The organism is Winogradskyella psychrotolerans (genome assembly GCF_018860545.1).
Taxonomy (GTDB): domain Bacteria; phylum Bacteroidota; class Bacteroidia; order Flavobacteriales; family Flavobacteriaceae; genus Winogradskyella; species Winogradskyella psychrotolerans_A.
In genome coordinates this window covers 19,441-36,290 of sequence record NZ_JAHKPN010000024.1, presented here as the reverse complement: position 1 = coordinate 36,290, position 16,850 = coordinate 19,441, and the positions used below count along the sequence as shown (strand labels likewise).

The 16,850-nt window shown below is 33.5% G+C and carries 16 protein-coding genes; 10 read left to right on the top strand and 6 right to left on the bottom strand.

The annotated features are described in order from the left end of the window. Positions 1-265: 265 nt before the first annotated feature. From KO515_RS09300 to KO515_RS09285, 4 genes are all read right to left on the bottom strand, one after another. Positions 266-1,171 carry a TIGR01777 family oxidoreductase gene (locus KO515_RS09300; RefSeq protein WP_215936097.1) on the bottom strand — a complete coding sequence of 302 codons (906 nt, stop codon included), beginning with the start codon at positions 1,169-1,171 and terminating at the stop codon, positions 266-268. Between the two features lie 430 nt (positions 1,172-1,601). After that, the gene (gene mnmD / locus KO515_RS09295) at positions 1,602-2,309 is read right to left on the bottom strand and encodes a tRNA (5-methylaminomethyl-2-thiouridine)(34)-methyltransferase MnmD (RefSeq protein ID WP_215936096.1); all 708 of its coding nucleotides are present in this window, start codon (positions 2,307-2,309) and stop codon (positions 1,602-1,604) included. 152 nt (positions 2,310-2,461) lie between these two features. Continuing rightward, positions 2,462-2,920 (bottom strand): hypothetical protein, encoded by a 459-nt coding sequence (locus KO515_RS09290; RefSeq protein ID WP_215936095.1) that lies wholly within the window; start codon positions 2,918-2,920, stop codon positions 2,462-2,464. Continuing rightward, positions 2,898-3,401 (bottom strand): DUF4920 domain-containing protein, encoded by a 504-nt coding sequence (locus tag KO515_RS09285; RefSeq protein ID WP_215936094.1) that lies wholly within the window; start codon positions 3,399-3,401, stop codon positions 2,898-2,900. Before KO515_RS09285 ends, KO515_RS09290 begins: the two co-directional genes overlap by 23 nt. A gap of 117 nt (positions 3,402-3,518) precedes the next feature. Here KO515_RS09285 and KO515_RS09280 point away from each other — a divergent pair, with 117 nt between their 5' ends. After that, positions 3,519-4,586, top strand: a complete 1,068-nt coding sequence (locus KO515_RS09280) for a branched-chain amino acid aminotransferase (RefSeq protein ID WP_215936093.1) — start codon at positions 3,519-3,521, stop codon at positions 4,584-4,586. Between the two features lie 70 nt (positions 4,587-4,656). Here the strand turns inward: KO515_RS09280 and KO515_RS09275 are convergent, their stop codons facing one another. Beyond that, complete coding sequence (locus KO515_RS09275) at positions 4,657-5,043, bottom strand: nucleoside triphosphate pyrophosphohydrolase family protein (RefSeq protein WP_215936092.1); 387 nt, start codon at positions 5,041-5,043, stop codon at positions 4,657-4,659. A 41-nt stretch (positions 5,044-5,084) separates the two neighbouring features. Here KO515_RS09275 and KO515_RS09270 point away from each other — a divergent pair, with 41 nt between their 5' ends. From KO515_RS09270 to KO515_RS09245, 6 genes are all read left to right on the top strand, one after another. Beyond that, the gene (locus KO515_RS09270; protein WP_215936091.1) at positions 5,085-5,270 is read left to right on the top strand and encodes a hypothetical protein; all 186 of its coding nucleotides are present in this window, start codon (positions 5,085-5,087) and stop codon (positions 5,268-5,270) included. A gap of 148 nt (positions 5,271-5,418) precedes the next feature. Beyond that, the gene (locus KO515_RS09265; RefSeq protein WP_215936090.1) at positions 5,419-6,153 is read left to right on the top strand and encodes a hypothetical protein; all 735 of its coding nucleotides are present in this window, start codon (positions 5,419-5,421) and stop codon (positions 6,151-6,153) included. Positions 6,154-6,160: 7 nt separating this feature from the next. Beyond that, positions 6,161-7,921 carry an ATP-binding protein gene (locus KO515_RS09260; protein ID WP_215936089.1) on the top strand — a complete coding sequence of 587 codons (1,761 nt, stop codon included), beginning with the start codon at positions 6,161-6,163 and terminating at the stop codon, positions 7,919-7,921. Next, on the top strand, positions 7,918-8,538 hold the full coding sequence (locus KO515_RS09255) for a response regulator transcription factor (protein ID WP_215936088.1): 621 nt from the start codon (positions 7,918-7,920) through the stop codon (positions 8,536-8,538). Before KO515_RS09260 ends, KO515_RS09255 begins: the two co-directional genes overlap by 4 nt. Before the next feature lie 220 nt (positions 8,539-8,758). Next, positions 8,759-10,030 carry a DUF5723 family protein gene (locus KO515_RS09250; protein ID WP_215936087.1) on the top strand — a complete coding sequence of 424 codons (1,272 nt, stop codon included), beginning with the start codon at positions 8,759-8,761 and terminating at the stop codon, positions 10,028-10,030. Between the two features lie 381 nt (positions 10,031-10,411). Next, positions 10,412-12,832 carry a T9SS type A sorting domain-containing protein gene (locus KO515_RS09245; RefSeq protein ID WP_215936086.1) on the top strand — a complete coding sequence of 807 codons (2,421 nt, stop codon included), beginning with the start codon at positions 10,412-10,414 and terminating at the stop codon, positions 12,830-12,832. 153 nt (positions 12,833-12,985) lie between these two features. Here KO515_RS09245 and KO515_RS09240 read toward each other — a convergent pair whose 3' ends face one another. Further along, positions 12,986-13,642 carry a YceI family protein gene (locus tag KO515_RS09240; RefSeq protein ID WP_215936085.1) on the bottom strand — a complete coding sequence of 219 codons (657 nt, stop codon included), beginning with the start codon at positions 13,640-13,642 and terminating at the stop codon, positions 12,986-12,988. Between the two features lie 148 nt (positions 13,643-13,790). Between KO515_RS09240 and KO515_RS09235 the strand changes: the two genes are divergently transcribed. The 3 genes from KO515_RS09235 (at position 13,791) to KO515_RS09225 (ending at position 16,848) form a co-directional block, all read left to right on the top strand. Beyond that, positions 13,791-14,348, top strand: coding sequence for a nucleotide exchange factor GrpE (locus KO515_RS09235; RefSeq protein WP_215936084.1), 558 nt, complete (start codon positions 13,791-13,793; stop codon positions 14,346-14,348). A 53-nt stretch (positions 14,349-14,401) separates the two neighbouring features. Then, positions 14,402-15,526 carry a molecular chaperone DnaJ gene (gene dnaJ, locus KO515_RS09230; protein ID WP_215936083.1) on the top strand — a complete coding sequence of 375 codons (1,125 nt, stop codon included), beginning with the start codon at positions 14,402-14,404 and terminating at the stop codon, positions 15,524-15,526. A 395-nt stretch (positions 15,527-15,921) separates the two neighbouring features. Next, a complete protein-coding gene (locus KO515_RS09225; protein WP_215936082.1) occupies positions 15,922-16,848 on the top strand; it encodes an ABC transporter ATP-binding protein in 927 nt (308 codons plus the stop codon). The last annotated feature ends 2 nt before the right edge of the window (positions 16,849-16,850 follow it).

Sequence of the window (16,850 nt, the reverse complement as noted above, 5' to 3'; positions counted from 1 at the left end):
CTCGATACAATTTTTCGTATTTCAAAATCACTCGAACTGACGCTTTGTGGTCGTTTTAATACTCAATGTCAGGTTGAGCGCAGTCGAAACCTCAAATACAAGGTATCGTCACTTCGAGTGAAATTCCGCTATTTAGGAATTTTGTATCGAGAAGCTAATATGTAATCAAGGTTCTCGATACAGTTTTTCGTATTTCAAAATCACTCGAACTGACGTTTCTTGATATTATTTATTTTCAGGTTATTCATTTGATGGATGTCAAAACTTATTTCAACAAATCCTCCAAAGCAGGTTTCAAATTCACAAACGTGAAATTAAAACCTTCAGAGTGCACTTTCTGAGAGCTGACACGTTGACTTTCAAACAACAGAATATGCATCTCACCTAAAATGAGTTTCATGGCGAATTTTGGAATTTTTGGTAGAATCAAAGGACGCTTTAAAATACGAGCAGCAGCTTTAGTAAGCTCTTTATTACTCACCGGATTTGGTGCCACTCCATTATAAATACCGTCAAATTCATTTTGTACAGCAAACACAAAAAGTGATGCTAAATCATCTACATGAATCCAACTTTGCCACTGTTTACCACTTCCAAATGCAGCGCCAGCACCAAACTTTATTGGTTTTACTATTTCGGGTAAAGCACCACCATCTCTAGCGAGCACCAATCCGATTCTAATTTTGGTCACTTTACAACCTAAAGCTTTAAAACCATCTACAGCAGCTTCCCACTTATGGACTACCGTGCCAAGAAATGTATCTGAAATCTCAGTATTGGTTTCTTCGTAGTAGTTAATTAAGCTTGTTGGATAAATACCTATAGCGCTCGCCGACACCACGTGGTCAATTTTATAATTATATTTTTTTATGGTGTCTTGTAGTAGTTGAGCGGTTTCTGTTCTACTGTTCAGAATGACTTTTTTGTAATCGTCCGTCCAACGTTTTGAAATAGAAGCACCAACCATATTAATTATGACAGACACTCCTTCAAAACAATGATGATCTATCTCATTATTATTTGGGTCCCAATAAAACCCTTTGTAGTTTGATTCTGTACTTAATTTGGATTTAGAAGTCGTTAAATAATGTACATTAATGTTCTCAGCATGACATTGTTTTACAATTTTCTGCCCAATTAATCCTGTAGCTCCTGTAATTAAAACGGTCATTTTTCTTTTTATGTAAAGATACAAAAGGTCTAAAGTGTTTGTAATGACTTTAGTTAGGATTTAACGTTTGGGTGGAGTTGTAAGTTGTGAAGTTTCAAAGTTGCAAAGCAGCAAAGTAGCAAAGATGTAAAGTTGAAAAGTTAAATAGATGAGAAGAGAGCTGTTTTCAAATTACCTCTTACGTCAGTTCGAGTGTTTCGAGTTAGCGAGAAATGTATCGAGAACCTTGGTTACACATAAGCTTCTCGATACAAAATTCCTAAAAAGCGGAATTTCACTCGAAGTGACGAAGCTTTTAGGTTTAGATTTTTAGATTTAAAGTATTTGGCGTGTAACATTTAGCTCACTATTCGTTCACTGAATGTTTCGTTGCTCTCAACATTTAACTCGTTTCACTTCGTTGAATACTTCGTTCCTCTCAACATTTAGCTCATTGTATGTCGCTGAATGTTACAAGCCCTTTTTTTTGGGCTCGTAACATTTCACGTTTGCCAGGAGGTCCAGGTAGGCGCTCAACTGTAAATCCGACGGCTTGCATGGCACGTCGTACACTGCCTTTAGCAGAATAGGTCACTAAAATACCATTTGGTTTAAGGGCTTTAAACATAATTTTAAAAATATCTTCAGTCCATAAGTCGGGTTGAACACGTGCGCCAAAGGCATCAAAATAAATAATGTTAAAAGCGTTTTCAGTGGTTATGTCCTTAAAGAATTTTTCTTGTTTTTCTAATTGAAAATTCGAGGTGATTTCAGAGGATTCCTCCCAAGGTGTATCATGTAATTTTTCAAAATTGGCTTCATGTTCCTTCGAAATTAATTCAATATAATTGAGTTGTTTAATTTCTTCAAGTTGAACAGGATAGGCTTCAACACCAACGTAATTGATGTTTAGCTTTAACTTTTCGGCTTCAATAAGTGTTAAAAAGGCATTGAGGCCTGTTCCAAAACCTATTTCTAAAATCGATATGCTTTCAGTTTTAGATGGAAGGTTGGTTTCTGCATAAAAAAGCAAACCATGTTTCATAAAAACGTGATTTGCTTCTTGTATAGCACCATGAATGGAATGGTATTGCTCGTTCCATTCTTCTATTTGTATGGTTTTAGAACCATCCGATGTGGTAATTATATTTCTTTTCAAATGTTTTTGACTATTCAATTTTTGTCACACGATGCATCTGATTTCTTTTTGAACCAAATATTTCAGTTTAACTAAAAATACTTCTGTTTGTTATTTTGTTAGAATCAAGTCTTGCTTATTGATTCTAAAAGCGTAGCAATCTTATATCTTTTTTACTGAATCAGTAGTTTCTTAATTTTAGGAATCGGTCCTGTGCATTCCGTTTTATGACAGTTTAAGCAATTGTTAATCGCATTATTATAACGTTCTTTGAGCTCCGTATTAGATAATGTGTCTACAACCGCTTCTTGCGAGGCTATAAATACATTGACAAAACTTTGCCAATTTTGAGTTCTAGATTTACCATCCGTCATTTCTGCGGAATGCAATTTTAATAAATCTATAGGTAAGCTTGTTGGGGTTTCACCAGCAACAATTTGTGCTTTTAATTGTTGATTGTAAGCGTACATAGCATTCATGAAACCTGCCATTTCAGAAGGTTGATACATATCGTATACAACAGCTTTCTTTATAGGTTCTTCGGTAACTTTTTCTTCATTTTTACAGCTTACGAGTATCAAAAAGAAAAAAATACCGATGTTTAAAACTTTATTGTTTAAGTAAAACTCCATCGGCTTCAAAACCATATTCAAATTTAGGGTCAGTAATCATTGCAATTTCTTCTGCGGTTTTATCAGCATCTTCAGCATAATGTCTTAATTCTTCAACTGGAGTTTCTGAAACGTATGCTTTTCCGTTCATTACGACTTCACCTTCAGCATTTAAAGGCATAAAAAAACCGTAATCCTTAAATTTTACCATCACTTTATTGTCGTCACCCATATCTAAGGTCATCCAACAGCCTTTTTTAGAACAGACCTCAATGATTTTACCTTTTACTTTAGACGTAATGGTATCACCCGCTTTTAAGGTTTTGTATTTTTCCATCAAGTCTGCAGATGTTAATGCATCGGTGTCATTTATTTCTTTTCCGAAAGAGGCATAAGCGATTTCTTGTGGTGCGTCTTCAGCTTTAACTTCTGCTGTTTTAGTGTCGTCTTTGCAAGAGAATGCAACTAAGCTTATTGCAAAAAGTAAAATGATTTTTTTCATTATTAAAAGGTTTTGATTTGAATTATTATATAATTACAAATTTAGTTAATTTAACGGAATATAACCTTTTATTAAACGTACTGATTATGTACTTTTGTTTTAAAATCACATATAATTATGGCCAATCATACAGATAAACTCAGCATTGAAACTTCTGAAACATCTAAAATTAATACAGTAGATTTTAGTAACTTAGACTTTGGTCGTGTGTTTACAGACCATATGTTTGTTTGTGATTATGAAGACGGTAAATGGCAAGATCCCAAAATTATGCCTTATCAGCCAATGACATTTGATCCTTCTGCACGAGTGTTTCATTATGGACAAGCGGTTTTTGAAGGTATGAAAGCTTATAAAGATGACGATGGAAAGGTATTTCTATTTAGACCAAAGGCAAATTTTGAACGCATTAACAAATCTGCAGCACGTTTGGCAATACCAGCGTTTCCAGAAGAGTATTTCTTTGAAGGTTTAGAGGAATTGTTAAAGTTGGATAATGACTGGATAAAACCAGGCATAGGAAACTCTATGTATATACGTCCTTTTGTAATTGCAACTGAACCAGCAATTTCTGCGTCTCCGGCAAATATGTATCGATTTATGATTATTTGTTCTCCTGCACAATCATATTACAATTCTCCGGTTCGTGTTTTAGTAGCAGAAGAGTTTAGTAGATCTGCAAATGGAGGTGTTGGTGCCGCAAAAGCAGCAGGTAATTATGCCGCGCAATTTTATCCAACAAGTTTAGCGCAAAAAGAAGGCTTTCAACAAATTATTTGGACTGATGCAGATTCACATACGTTTTTAGAAGAAGCTGGTACTATGAATGTCTTTTTTAGAGTCAATGATACGTTAATCACAGCACCGGTTAGTGATCGTATTTTAGACGGAATTACAAGAAAAAGTATAATTCAATTAGCAGAGGACTTAGGAATTACTTGTGAAGTCAGACAAGTCAAAGTAGATGAAATAAAGAATGCTGCAAAGGACGGAAGTTTGAAGGAGGTTTTTGGAGCAGGTACTGCAGCTGTTATTAGCGAGATTTCTGCATTTCAACATCGTAATGAGTTGTTTGAAATTTCTGGAGCCGAAGATTCTTATGCTAAATTATTTAAACAAACATTATTAGATATTCAGTATAATATTTCTGATGATACTCACAATTGGAGATATGAAATAAAATAAATGCGTTATTTTTAAAATAGAAAAAAGCAGCTACACTTCGTCTAATCTCAGTGAATAGCTGCTTTTTTTTTTATGACTCTAAGATGTCTTTTATATTTGGTTTAAAGTAATTTGGACCTTTTAGTACCTTACCATCTTCACGATAAATAGGTTCTCCATCGGCTCCTAATTTGCTCATATTACTGCGTTGTATTTCTTCAAATACTTCTTCAATTTTATGCTGCATGCCATGTTCTATTATGGTACCACAAAGTATGTAAAGCATATCTCCTAAAGCATCAGCAACTTCCACTAAATCATTAGTCTTAGCAGCTTCTAAATATTCTTCATTTTCTTCGCGCATTAACTCGTAACGTAATAGGTTTTTGTCTAAACCTAAGTCGGCTTTTGGAGTTTCGCGATGTCCAATTTTAAAAGCGGTGTGGAATGCTTTTACAGCCTTAATTTTGTCTTGCATAGTTGTGGTTTTAATCCTTATTTTTGCATAAAAATAAGAAGATGTTTAGTACTGGTCAATTGATTTTTGGAATATTATTTTTTATTGCCTTTGCAATCGTTATTGGCTTTCAGTATCGAAAAGATCTTCTACTTCACAAAAAGTATTATAAAGGTACAATTTGGGTACTCATTGCTTTTATTGGTTTTATAGGCATGATTGCAGCTATAAAGTTTGTTTTTATGTAATCATCTGTTTTTTAGGTCGTTTGTCTGAAATTTCTGCACAATTAACATTTTAGCTTTAACTTTTTTCAGAAATATACCCTGTACTAGGTATGTTTTGGTGTGCTTCTATTTAGCACCTTTGTATGTAACCAACTAATACCTTATACAGATGAAAACTAAAGTGTTAAAGTGGAATCTATTGATTTTTCCCATTTTTTTAATTTTTGGATGCAACGATTGTTCAGATTGCAATAAGAAATTAAAAGAGCGAAATACTGAACTAAGTAACTTAGAAAAAGGTTTCAATAAATCTCAGATCGAACTCGAAGATGTAAAAAAAAGACTTTTCAATATATCAAGAACTTCAAATAAGTACGTACCTAAGCAATCTCAGAGAGAATTGACCACTGAAGAGAAAATAACGTTTAAGGATAGACATTTTGATACTGAGGGAATTTCAGGGAATTCTTTCGACACTAATATGAATGATGGTGAGATTTACTTGAACTTTCCAATCTATAATCCACCTAATAAAACAAATGAAATTGTAGATGTATTAAATGTTTCAACCAAAGATATCAATGCTATAGTTGTTTTGTTAAATAAACTAGATGGAGCTATCACACGTAAATATGATACCTCTCATTTTTTAACAACAACGATCGAAATAGATAAAGTTGGTCTATGTAAATTAAATTTAGCAAAACATAAGAAGTTAAAAGTATACGTGTTTCATGATGATGCTTTCTATATAGATGGTCTTTTAAACGATTTTAAAGGTTGTGTTGCTGCCATGGGAACTACATATGATAGTAATCCTTGTGGGTTGCCACTTGCTTTAACTTCATTATTTGGTGAAAAAAAACCTAGAGAACAAGAAGGAGATATCATAATAGGTGGATAAAATAGTATTGACCATACTCATATTTGTGTTCTGGCCTATTAGTAGTATGGGGCAAGAGTCACTGTTTACCTCTGTTTCAGAAATCCAATTACTTTATAAAAACGAGAATTATCAAGCTGTTATTAACCTTGCTAGTTCTCAATTGAAGTCCACTAATACTATAGAATTGGCTGAGGTAAATTTTATGATCGCTAAGTCGTATGAAAATTTAAATTTGGAAGACAGTGCCCTTGGTTATTATAAAACGGCTTTAGATTTCTATAAAAAAGAGAAGGTTGCTGAAAAAATAGCTGAAATTAATTTAGAAATTTATTTATTATTGGATAGTCAGAATAATTTAGAATCCAATACAGCCTACTACCTCCAGGAAGTTTATGAGCATGCCAAACGTACAAATTCTAATAAATGGATGATCGCTTATGATACACATATAGGTATAGAAAAAATAAAAAATAACCAAAAGGATTCTGCGAAGTATTATTTATTTAAGGCCCTAAAACAGGCGATTGATATCGATAGTACAAAAATGCAGATGAATATTTCAACATATATTGGCTCGTTGTATTCTAGAAAATATAAGGACCAAGATTCTGCAATTTTTTACTACAATAAGGCGCTATCCCATTATTATAGTGACACTATAAATTTTAAAAGCTTAAATACCGAGTTTGGTATTTTTAATAATATAGGTAATGCTTACAGAAGAAAACAAGAGTACGTCAATGCATTAGAATATTATAATAAAGCCGAAAAAATAGAATTACCACGATTAAATAGAAAGAGCAAAAAAATTCTTTATTCCAATATTGATGCTACGTTTTATTATATGAAAGATTGGGTAAATGCTTATGATTATCTATATAAATATGATTCTATAAAAGATGTTATCAACTTAAAAGATCAAAATTCATCTATCATAGCTATTGAAGAAAGGTATAATAATGAAAAACTTAGGGCAGACAATTTAGAAATTGAAGCTAAAAGAAAACAAAACCAAAACATCGCCTTTGGTCTTGGAGGAAGTCTAGCTTTAGGGAGCGTCATAGTTTTTTTAATATTAAAGAACACTAAACGACAACAAAAATTAGCCGAGCAAGAAAAAGAATTAGAATCTCAAAAATTAGCAACGGTTTTAAAAGAACAAGAGTTAATAACCATAGATGCCATGATCGAAGGTCAAGAAAAAGAGCGCCAACGTATTGCTAATGATCTTCATGATGATTTGGGTGGACTCATGGCAAATGTAAAGCTACATTTTAACGCTTTAAAGGATAAAGACTCCCCAGAACTTTATAGCAAAACCAATAATTTAATTGAAGAAGCGTATCAAAAAGTACGTTCGGTAGCACATGCTAAAAACTCTGGTGTTATTGCTAAGCAAGGTTTGTTAAAAGCAGTGCGGCATATGGCTGATAAGGTTTCAACATCAAATAAAATTGAAGTCGAAGTGTTAGATCATGGTTTGGATAATCGTTTGGAAAACAGTTTAGAGTTAACGCTTTTTAGGATCATTCAAGAGTTAACGACCAATGTTATAAAACATGCTGAAGCTTCAGAAGTTACTATTCATCTCACCAATCATGAGGATATTATAAACATTATGGTTGAGGACAACGGAAAAGGTTTTAATCCTAATCAAATCACCAAAACTAATAAAGGTATGGGTATTAGCAGTATTGATAAACGTGTAGAACACTTGGAAGGTCAACTGACTATTGAGTCTGAAATAAACAAAGGAACTACCATCATAATAGATATACCAATATGATACGACTAGCCATTGCAGAAGACCATCAATCGCTTATTGATGGTATAAAATTATTATTAGAATACGCAGATGATATTGATATTGTTGGTACAGCCAACGATGGTGAGACACTTTTAGATTTAGTACGTCTTAAGCAACCCAATCTGGTTATTACCGATATTAGAATGCCAAAAATGGATGGTATTACAGCTACAAAAGAAATTAAAAAAGAGTGGCCACATATCAAAGTTTTAGGGTTTACAATGTTCGATCAAAAGGATGCCATTAATCAAATGTTAGATGCTGGAGCCTCGGGGTATTTATTAAAAAACTCGCCTTTAGAGGAAGTTTTGAAAGCCGTAAGAGCGGTATATCATGGCAATACTTATTTTGATGCAAATATTGAAATAGAAGTAGAAAATGACACCAATAAAAAGGCGAAAAGTATTTTAACCAAGCGACAAGTGGAAATCTTAAGTTTTGTAGCACAAGGAAAAACATCTCGAGAAATTGCCGATGAACTTTTTATAGGTGTGCATACGGTTGATACGCACCGTAAAAACATGATTAGGATTCTTGGACTTCAAGGTAAGGGAGAGTTAATGCGCTATGCCTTAGAAAAGAAATACAGATTTTAAGGTTTTTGTTGCATATGAAACTTTCAAATTCCAAAGAAAAATGGACCCAGTTTTGGGTATTTTATTATCATAATTATTCTTTAACCTTTATAAACGGTTATATATCTAGAAAAAAAAATCCTAATTCAATTATAATTTTAATTTCGTCACAACCTAAACTTAATTCATAATGAAACACACTACACTATGTAACCTATTTGTTTTTTTACTGACCTTAAACATGGCTTTTGCACAAAGTTATGTTGGCCATGCTATTGATAATTACTCTGGTATCCAAGGTGTTATGTATAACCCTTCAAGTATTGTTGGTTCTAATTTAAGAGCCGATATTAATTTAGTTTCTGCTAGTCTTTTTGGTGGAAGTGATTATTTGGGAATTAATATCAATGATCTTTTGAATTCTAATGGTAGTTTTGATTTTGATGAAGATGCCGAAAAATTCCCAAGTGACGCCAATAATTTTTTTTTAAACGCAGATATTGCATTGCCATCATTTATGTTTAACCTTAATAAAAAAAGCAGTATTGGTGTTGTTGCTAGAGTAAGAGCAAACTTTAATATTAACAATATAAGTGGTGAGCTTTTTGAAGCTATTGAAGATGAATTTGATACGGATGATGACTTTAGTTTTGACTCAAAACATTTAAACGGAACCGTACATGCCTGGGCAGAAGTAGGATTGGCCTATGGTAGAATTCTTATTGAGAAACCCAACCATATATTAAAAGGAGGGGTGACATTGAAGTATCTTCTTGGAGCAGGTAGTGCCTTTATGAGTAGTCCTGGTTTGGCAGGAAACTATGATGCATCTACGGAAACTTTAGTAACCCAAGGGCGTTTAAACTATGGTACTAGCCAAGATTTTGAATCTGATGATATAGATTTTAGTAATCTTACTGCTGGTTATGGTTTAGATATTGGGTTCACGTATCAATGGTACAAGGACCGTGAGAATGATGAGCTTCCTACGTACAAAGATCCTTACAAATTTAAAGTCGGTGTCTCAGTGACAGATATTGGTGCTATAAATTATGATAATACAACAGTTAATAATTATGATTTAAATGCTACCGTAAATACGTCAGATCCTGAAGAAGATATAGAGGACTTTTTAGAAAATAATTACAACGGAGTAGAAACTGATAAAGAAGCAAAAATTAAATTACCAACAGCATTACATTTACTTGTAGATTACAGATTAGCAAAAAAATGGTTTGTGAGCGCACAAGCCAACTTATCTATGGTAAAAAAAGGTTCAGAATTGAGCACTTCAGTTATTAATACCGTAACGTTGGCACCGCGATTAGAAACCAAATGGTTTAGCTTTTACGCTCCATTAAGTTTTAGACAATATGGTGATATGTCTTTTGGTGGTGGTATGCGTTTAGGCCCTTTAACTGTTGGTTCGGGATCTGTTTTTACAAACTTGCTGTCTGATAGTTCTAAGACTACAGATGTGTATTTAGGATTAAATATTCCGTTATATAGATAATATTAGGCCTAAAAGATAAATTAAAAAAATACCCAATAATGGGTATTTTTTTGGTTTATAGTGTTTTGTAAGTTTACAGAGCTAATAATTAAATCCAATTATGATGAAACAATGCCTCTTTTTTTTCTATAGTGACAGCTGCTAAATCGCAACTAGATTAACAATAGACGTTTATATAGTTTTACGAAATATCAGGTCACCTTAAGGCTTCGTACTTAGAAAAGCTTCTCTTAATAAGAATGCTCTGAAGTGAGGGTTTGGCTTCTGAAAAAACAAACAGAACTTAATGACTGTAAAATACTTAATTTGAGTATTGTATGTCTTAATAGGGCACATTAATTTTATTACCGCTATTTATTCACCCAATTTAAAATTTTAATTATGAAAAGACTACTACTCAGTTTTACGACTTTATTATTAACATTAGCAACCTTTGCCCAAGTACCACCGAATGATTTAATTGAAAATGCAACAGAAATTACAGCATTTGATTTTGTAGATGAAAATCTTCGACTGGGTTTAGCGACTGCGGGAGGAGAGTCGGCAGGAGGGTGTCCAGTTGACAATTATGAATTAATACATTATAAATTTACTGCGACGACTACAGGAACGGTATTTTTTAACATAACTAATCAAGATGATACGGAAATTGATACTAATTCTCCGGTTTTTATCCATGCTTATTCTTCACCAAATCTGAATGCATCGTATTCCGATTTAACTATGGAATCAGGATGCAGTATAGGTAATACCAATATAACACTTAATTTCGTTGAGGGACAATCGTATTATATCTTTGTATACAGATCAGGGTTTTATGACGTTTCTAAATTTAGTGCAACACTACTTCAAGATGTTCCAGCTTTAGAGCGCCAAACACTAATAGATTTGTATAACGCAACGGATGGACCTAACTGGACTACCAATACCAATTGGAATACAGATGCATTTGTAGAAACATGGCATGGTGTTACGGTTGTGGATGGCCATGTTACAGATATTGCCCTTAGCAATAATGGACTTCTCGGTACTTTGCCTACATCTTTCACAAATCTAATAGAGCTCTCTGCGCTTGCAATTGCTAATAATGAGCTCTATGGCGAGATTCCAGATTTTAGCGTTCTTCCCAATTTAGAAGGTTTTATCTTATATAATAATAATTTTAGCTTTCAAGATCTAGAAGCTCATTTTACGGAGAACAGTACATTGTCTACTTTTAGCTATAACCCTCAGAATCCTATTGACGAGGAATTAAATATTGATGCCGAAATAGGTAATGACTATAGTTTTTCAATGACACCTGTATTAGGTACAGATGTACAGTACCTATGGTACAGGGGTTATATTTATGATAGTGGTACTATCTTACCAGAGGAAACTACCAATAGCTTAAATTTAGTCAATGTACAAGATGAAGATTTAGATACTTACCATTGTTTTGCAACAAGTAGTAGTGTGCCAGATCTTATTATTAAGAGGGCTACTATAGATTTAAAAGGGCCTGTAAGTGAAACCGAGCGCGACGCTTTAATCGCTTTTTATAATGCAACAGGTGGTGAAAATTGGGGTGGAACATATGCTGAAAATTGGAATACATCAGCTCCTGTATCGACATGGAATGGTGTTACTACTGCAGGGAATAAAGTGGTAGTTCTCTCTCGACAAAGTGTTGGCCTTAATGGTCAACTCCCAGAGGCGCTAGGTGATCTTACTAATCTAGTTGGTTTGTATATTGGTTTAGGCGACTACAATCTTACAGGTTCTATTCCAGAAAGTATTGGGAACCTTACCCAGTTAAAAAAGTTTTGGATTCAAGCAACAAGTATGACAGGTCAGATTCCTGAGAGTATTGGTGGGCTTGTCAGTCTTACTGAGATTAGAATGTTGGGTAATAATTTTACTGGACCTTTACCAGAATCCATAGGAAACCTTACCCAACTCACAAATTTAACGTTATATGGAGGTGATTTTGGAGGTTATGGAAGTGATTTTTCGGGTGTGATACCAACATCTTTAGGTAATTTAGTAAATCTTCAGACTGTAAATCTAGCGGAGAACAATTTTGAAGGAGTATTGCCTTCATCACTATCAAACCTAATCAATCTTCAATATTTTGATATGAATAGCAATAACTTATATGGTGAATTACCATTCAACAGTCCAGATGCTAATATTGATATATCAAACAATCGATTCAACTTTAGCGATATGGAACCATTCGTTCAAGAGGATAATTATAATACACTGACATACTCACCACAACGCACCCAAGATCTTGCAGAATTCATAGAGTCTGGTGTGGGTGTAAATATTACATTAAATGTCAATGATACCGATCTTGGTAGAAGTGAAAATGATAATGCCGAAAACAATAGTTACCAATGGTTTAAAGACGGCGTTCTAATACCAGGGGCTACTGGCACAGATTACATCATATACAATGCACAAGAAACAGATAGCGGAGATTATCATTGTGAGATTACTAATGATGTGCTACCAGATTTAATCGTAATTCGTGAGCCTATTACAGTGGTTGTAGATTCGAGTTTAAGCGTGTTAGATTTTGATCAAGACGAGGTGTTCATCTACCCAAACCCAACACAAAATTGGCTGAACATAAAAACAGCAACGTTGACTGATGCTAAATTGACTATTTATGATCTTAATGGCAGATTAGTGTTTGAACAATCTGTCAACGGTAACATCAATGCCTTAAATATTGAAGCCTTACAAAATGGCACTTATATTTTAAAAATTAAACAAAACGATGCCGTAGTGTCCAAACGCTTTATAAAGCACTAATTAAGGTGTTCTAGTTTCTAAAAATCCCCTTAACTGGGGATTTTTTATGCGAAAGATGTAGATGTTGTTTTTGTTGGGACACCAACTCATTATAATTGAAACAAAAAAAGCAGTCATTAATATGACTGCTTTTTTAACTAAAATTTAGTTTCACTAAGCTTTCTTAGCTGATAAAGTTATTTTTAATTCTATATCATCATTGATTAGTTTATCACCTAAATTATCAAAAAAGGCTTTCGAACCATATTTAACGTGCCATTTAGAACGGTCAATTGTAAAGGTTTCACTAGTCAAAGTCATGTCATTTTCTTCATTGAAAGAAATAGCTATAGGAAAACTGATGTTATTTGTGGTTTCTTTTATCGTTAAGTTACCAGAAAGCATTGACTTTCCGTCCTTAGTTTCCATACCAGTAACTACAAATATGGCATTAGGAAATGCTTCAGAATTGAAAAAATCATCACTCATGAGGTGATTCGTTAATTTAGCATTACCATTTTCTTCTGCAGGAATATCTTCAACCACAATACTAGTCATATCAATTACAAATTTGCCGCCTTCAATAGATCCATCATTGATGTTTAATTTACCAGCATTAAGACCAATGGTACCATAATGTGAACCGGTTGGTTTAAAACCTTTCCATTCTATCTTAGACGCATCTGTGTTTAAAACGTAATTAAGAGTGTTAGATTTGGCTACTGCAGCATCTTTGGAATCTGTTGTGTTAGCTTCTTTGGCTTTATCACCACAACTAGAAAATGTAATGAATGCAATTAATGTGAAAAATTTAAAAAAATTTGATTTCATTTTAAGGTCTTTTATTGGAGTTGTTTAAAACAAAGATATAAAATACTGTGTTTAAACTGTGATAAAAAAATGTTAATGACATTTTGACATTTTTATAATAATGGCAGTACTTTTGCCAATCTAATTGAAAGTTTAAAAAGAACTCAAAATGAGTAAAAAAGATAAAAATAATAATGTAGAAGATTCACAAGTTGAGGATCAGACTACAATAACAGCAGAAGCTGAAGTAGAAGAACAGCAAAAAGATTTAAAATCTCCAGAGGAACAATTACAAGATCAAGTAGCTGCAGAGAAAGATAAATTTATGCGTTTGTTTGCAGAATTTGAAAATTATAAAAAGCGAACAACTAAAGAACGTATAGAATTATTTAAAACAGCAAGCCAAGATGTCGTTGTCTCTATGCTACCAGTTTTAGATGACTTTGAACGTGCATTGTCGCATATTGAAGATGATAAAGAAGCTGAAGAATTACGAAAAGGTGTTTTGCTTATTTACAATAAATTGGTAGATACTTTAGAGAAAAAGGGCTTGTCTAAAATAGAAGTGAGACAAGGTGATACCTTTAATGCAGATCACCATGAAGCGGTAACACAAATTCCAGCACCAACGGATGACCTTAAAGGGAAAATCATTGATGTTATTGAGCGAGGCTATAAATTAGGAGATAAAGTTATTCGTTTTCCAAAGGTGGTTATCGGACAATAATATTACAAATACGAGGGTACACATTTCTGCGAAAACCAAGAATAAATTAGTTGATGAAAGAAGATTATTACGAGATATTAGGATTAAGTAAAGGAGCATCTGATGCCGAAATAAAAAAAGCTTATCGTAAAATGGCATTAAAATATCATCCAGATAAAAATCCAGATGATTCTAGTGCTGAAGAAAAGTTTAAAAAAGCAGCAGAAGCATATGAAGTGTTAAGTAATGCTGACAAAAAAGCACGTTATGACCAATTTGGTCACCAAGCCTTTGATGGCAGTGGTGGCTTCGGTGGCGGAGGCGGCATGAATATGGATGACATATTCAGTCAGTTTGGTGATATCTTCGGAGGAGGCTTCGGAGGTGGAGGCGGATTTAGTGGCTTCGGCGGAGGCGGAAGACAACAACGGGTTGTTAAAGGTAGTAACTTGCGTATCCGCGTCACGTTATCTTTAGAAGATGTTGCGAATGGTGTTGAAAAGAAGATAAAAGTAAAACGTAAAATACAAGCTCCAGGTACAACGTATAAAACCTGTAGCACCTGTAATGGTTCAGGTCAAGTGACCAGAGTAACCAATACTATTTTGGGTCGTATGCAAACGGCTTCAGCATGTCCTACGTGTGGAGGTGCCGGACAAACTATTGATAAAAAGCCAGCAGATGCAGATGCACATGGTTTAAAAGTTTCTGATGAAACAGTAACAGTTAAAATTCCAGCAGGTGTTGTAGATGGTATGCAACTTAAAGTTACTGGTAAAGGTAATGATGCGCCAGGAAATGGTATTGCAGGTGATTTATTAGTTGCCATTCAAGAAGAAGAGCATGCCACGTTAAAACGTGAAGGTGATAATCTACACTACGATATGTATGTTAGTTTGCCCGATGCGGTTTTAGGAAACTCTAAAGAAATTGATACTGTCACTGGTAAAGTGAGAATAAAGATTGAACCAGGAGTACAATCTGGAAAAATATTGAGATTACGAGGAAAAGGTATTCCAAGTATTAATGGTTACGGCAAAGGAGATTTGTTGGTTCATGTAAATGTTTGGACACCAAAGACTTTAAGTAAAAAGCAGAAAGCATTTTTTGAAAGCATGAAAGAAGACGAACATTTTGAGCCTAAACCAGAAAGCTCAGATAAATCTTTTTTTGAAAAGGTAAAAGATATGTTTTCATAAAGAGTGCCTATTTAATAAAATTTAGTATATTTGAATTATCGCTAATCTAATTAGCGGTAATTTTTCTTTTTCATAGCAATTTTTTCCCATCCTTGTCTAACCATAAGGGTGGGTTTTGTTTTTTATAGGTTTAAAATATTGATTTTTAAGTTGTTGTGATTTGTTTTTTAGCGTAATCATACTTCAAATTAACCTGTAATTTTGTTTAAATTATCTGCTTAAACAGCTTAAGAAATTAAAATTCTCATTAAAATCTGGTTACATAATAATCTGACTTCGAGTAAAACTGATTGGAATATTCAAAAAAAAAGTAAATAGTAACGTATTCTTATTTTAGAATCTATAACATTTAATATATTTACGTATTAACCACATCCTATAAAATTTAGTTACATATGAATGACTTATTAGTTGCTAATTCCGTTTCAAAAAGCTTCGGGAATTTTAAAGCACTAAATCAAGTATCTATTGCTGTGCCAAAAGGTAGCATCTTTGGTTTACTTGGCCCTAATGGAGCAGGTAAAACCACATTGATCCGTATTATTAATCAAATTACTATGCCAGATGAAGGTGCTGTTCTTTTAGATGGACAGTCGTTAAAACCTATGCATATTAGAGATATTGGTTATTTGCCAGAAGAACGTGGATTGTATAAATCCATGAAAGTGGGTGAGCAATGTTTGTATTTGGCACAGTTAAAAGGCTTAACCAAAACCGAGGCTAAAGAGCGATTGAAATATTGGTTCGATAAACTAGAAATCGGTGATTGGTGGAACAAGAAAATCCAAGAATTAAGTAAAGGCCAAGCTCAAAAAATACAGTTTATTGTAACGGTACTTCACCGACCAAAACTGTTAATTTTTGATGAACCCTTTTCTGGATTTGATCCAATAAATGCCAATTTGATAAAGGATGAGATTTTACAGTTAAGAGATGAAGGTGCTACGGTGATTTTTTCAACACATCGCATGGAATCGGTAGAAGAATTATGTGATCATATTGCGTTAATTCACAAATCGAATAAAGTACTCGACGGAAAATTAAATGATATCAAACGTCAGTTTAAAAGCAATACCTTCGAAGTTGGGTTAGAATCTTTTAATAGAGAAAAAGTGTTTGCTGAAATTCAAGATAAATTTGAAGTGCTTCCGGCAACGTTTAAAAACTTGAATGATGATATTAAGTTGAATATAAAATTAGGCGAACAAGCATCACCAAATGATTTATTATCATTTTTAACGTTAAAAGCAGAAGTACATCATTTTGTAGAAGTGATACCTTCTGCTAGTGATATTTTTATTCAAACTGTAAAAAACAATTAATA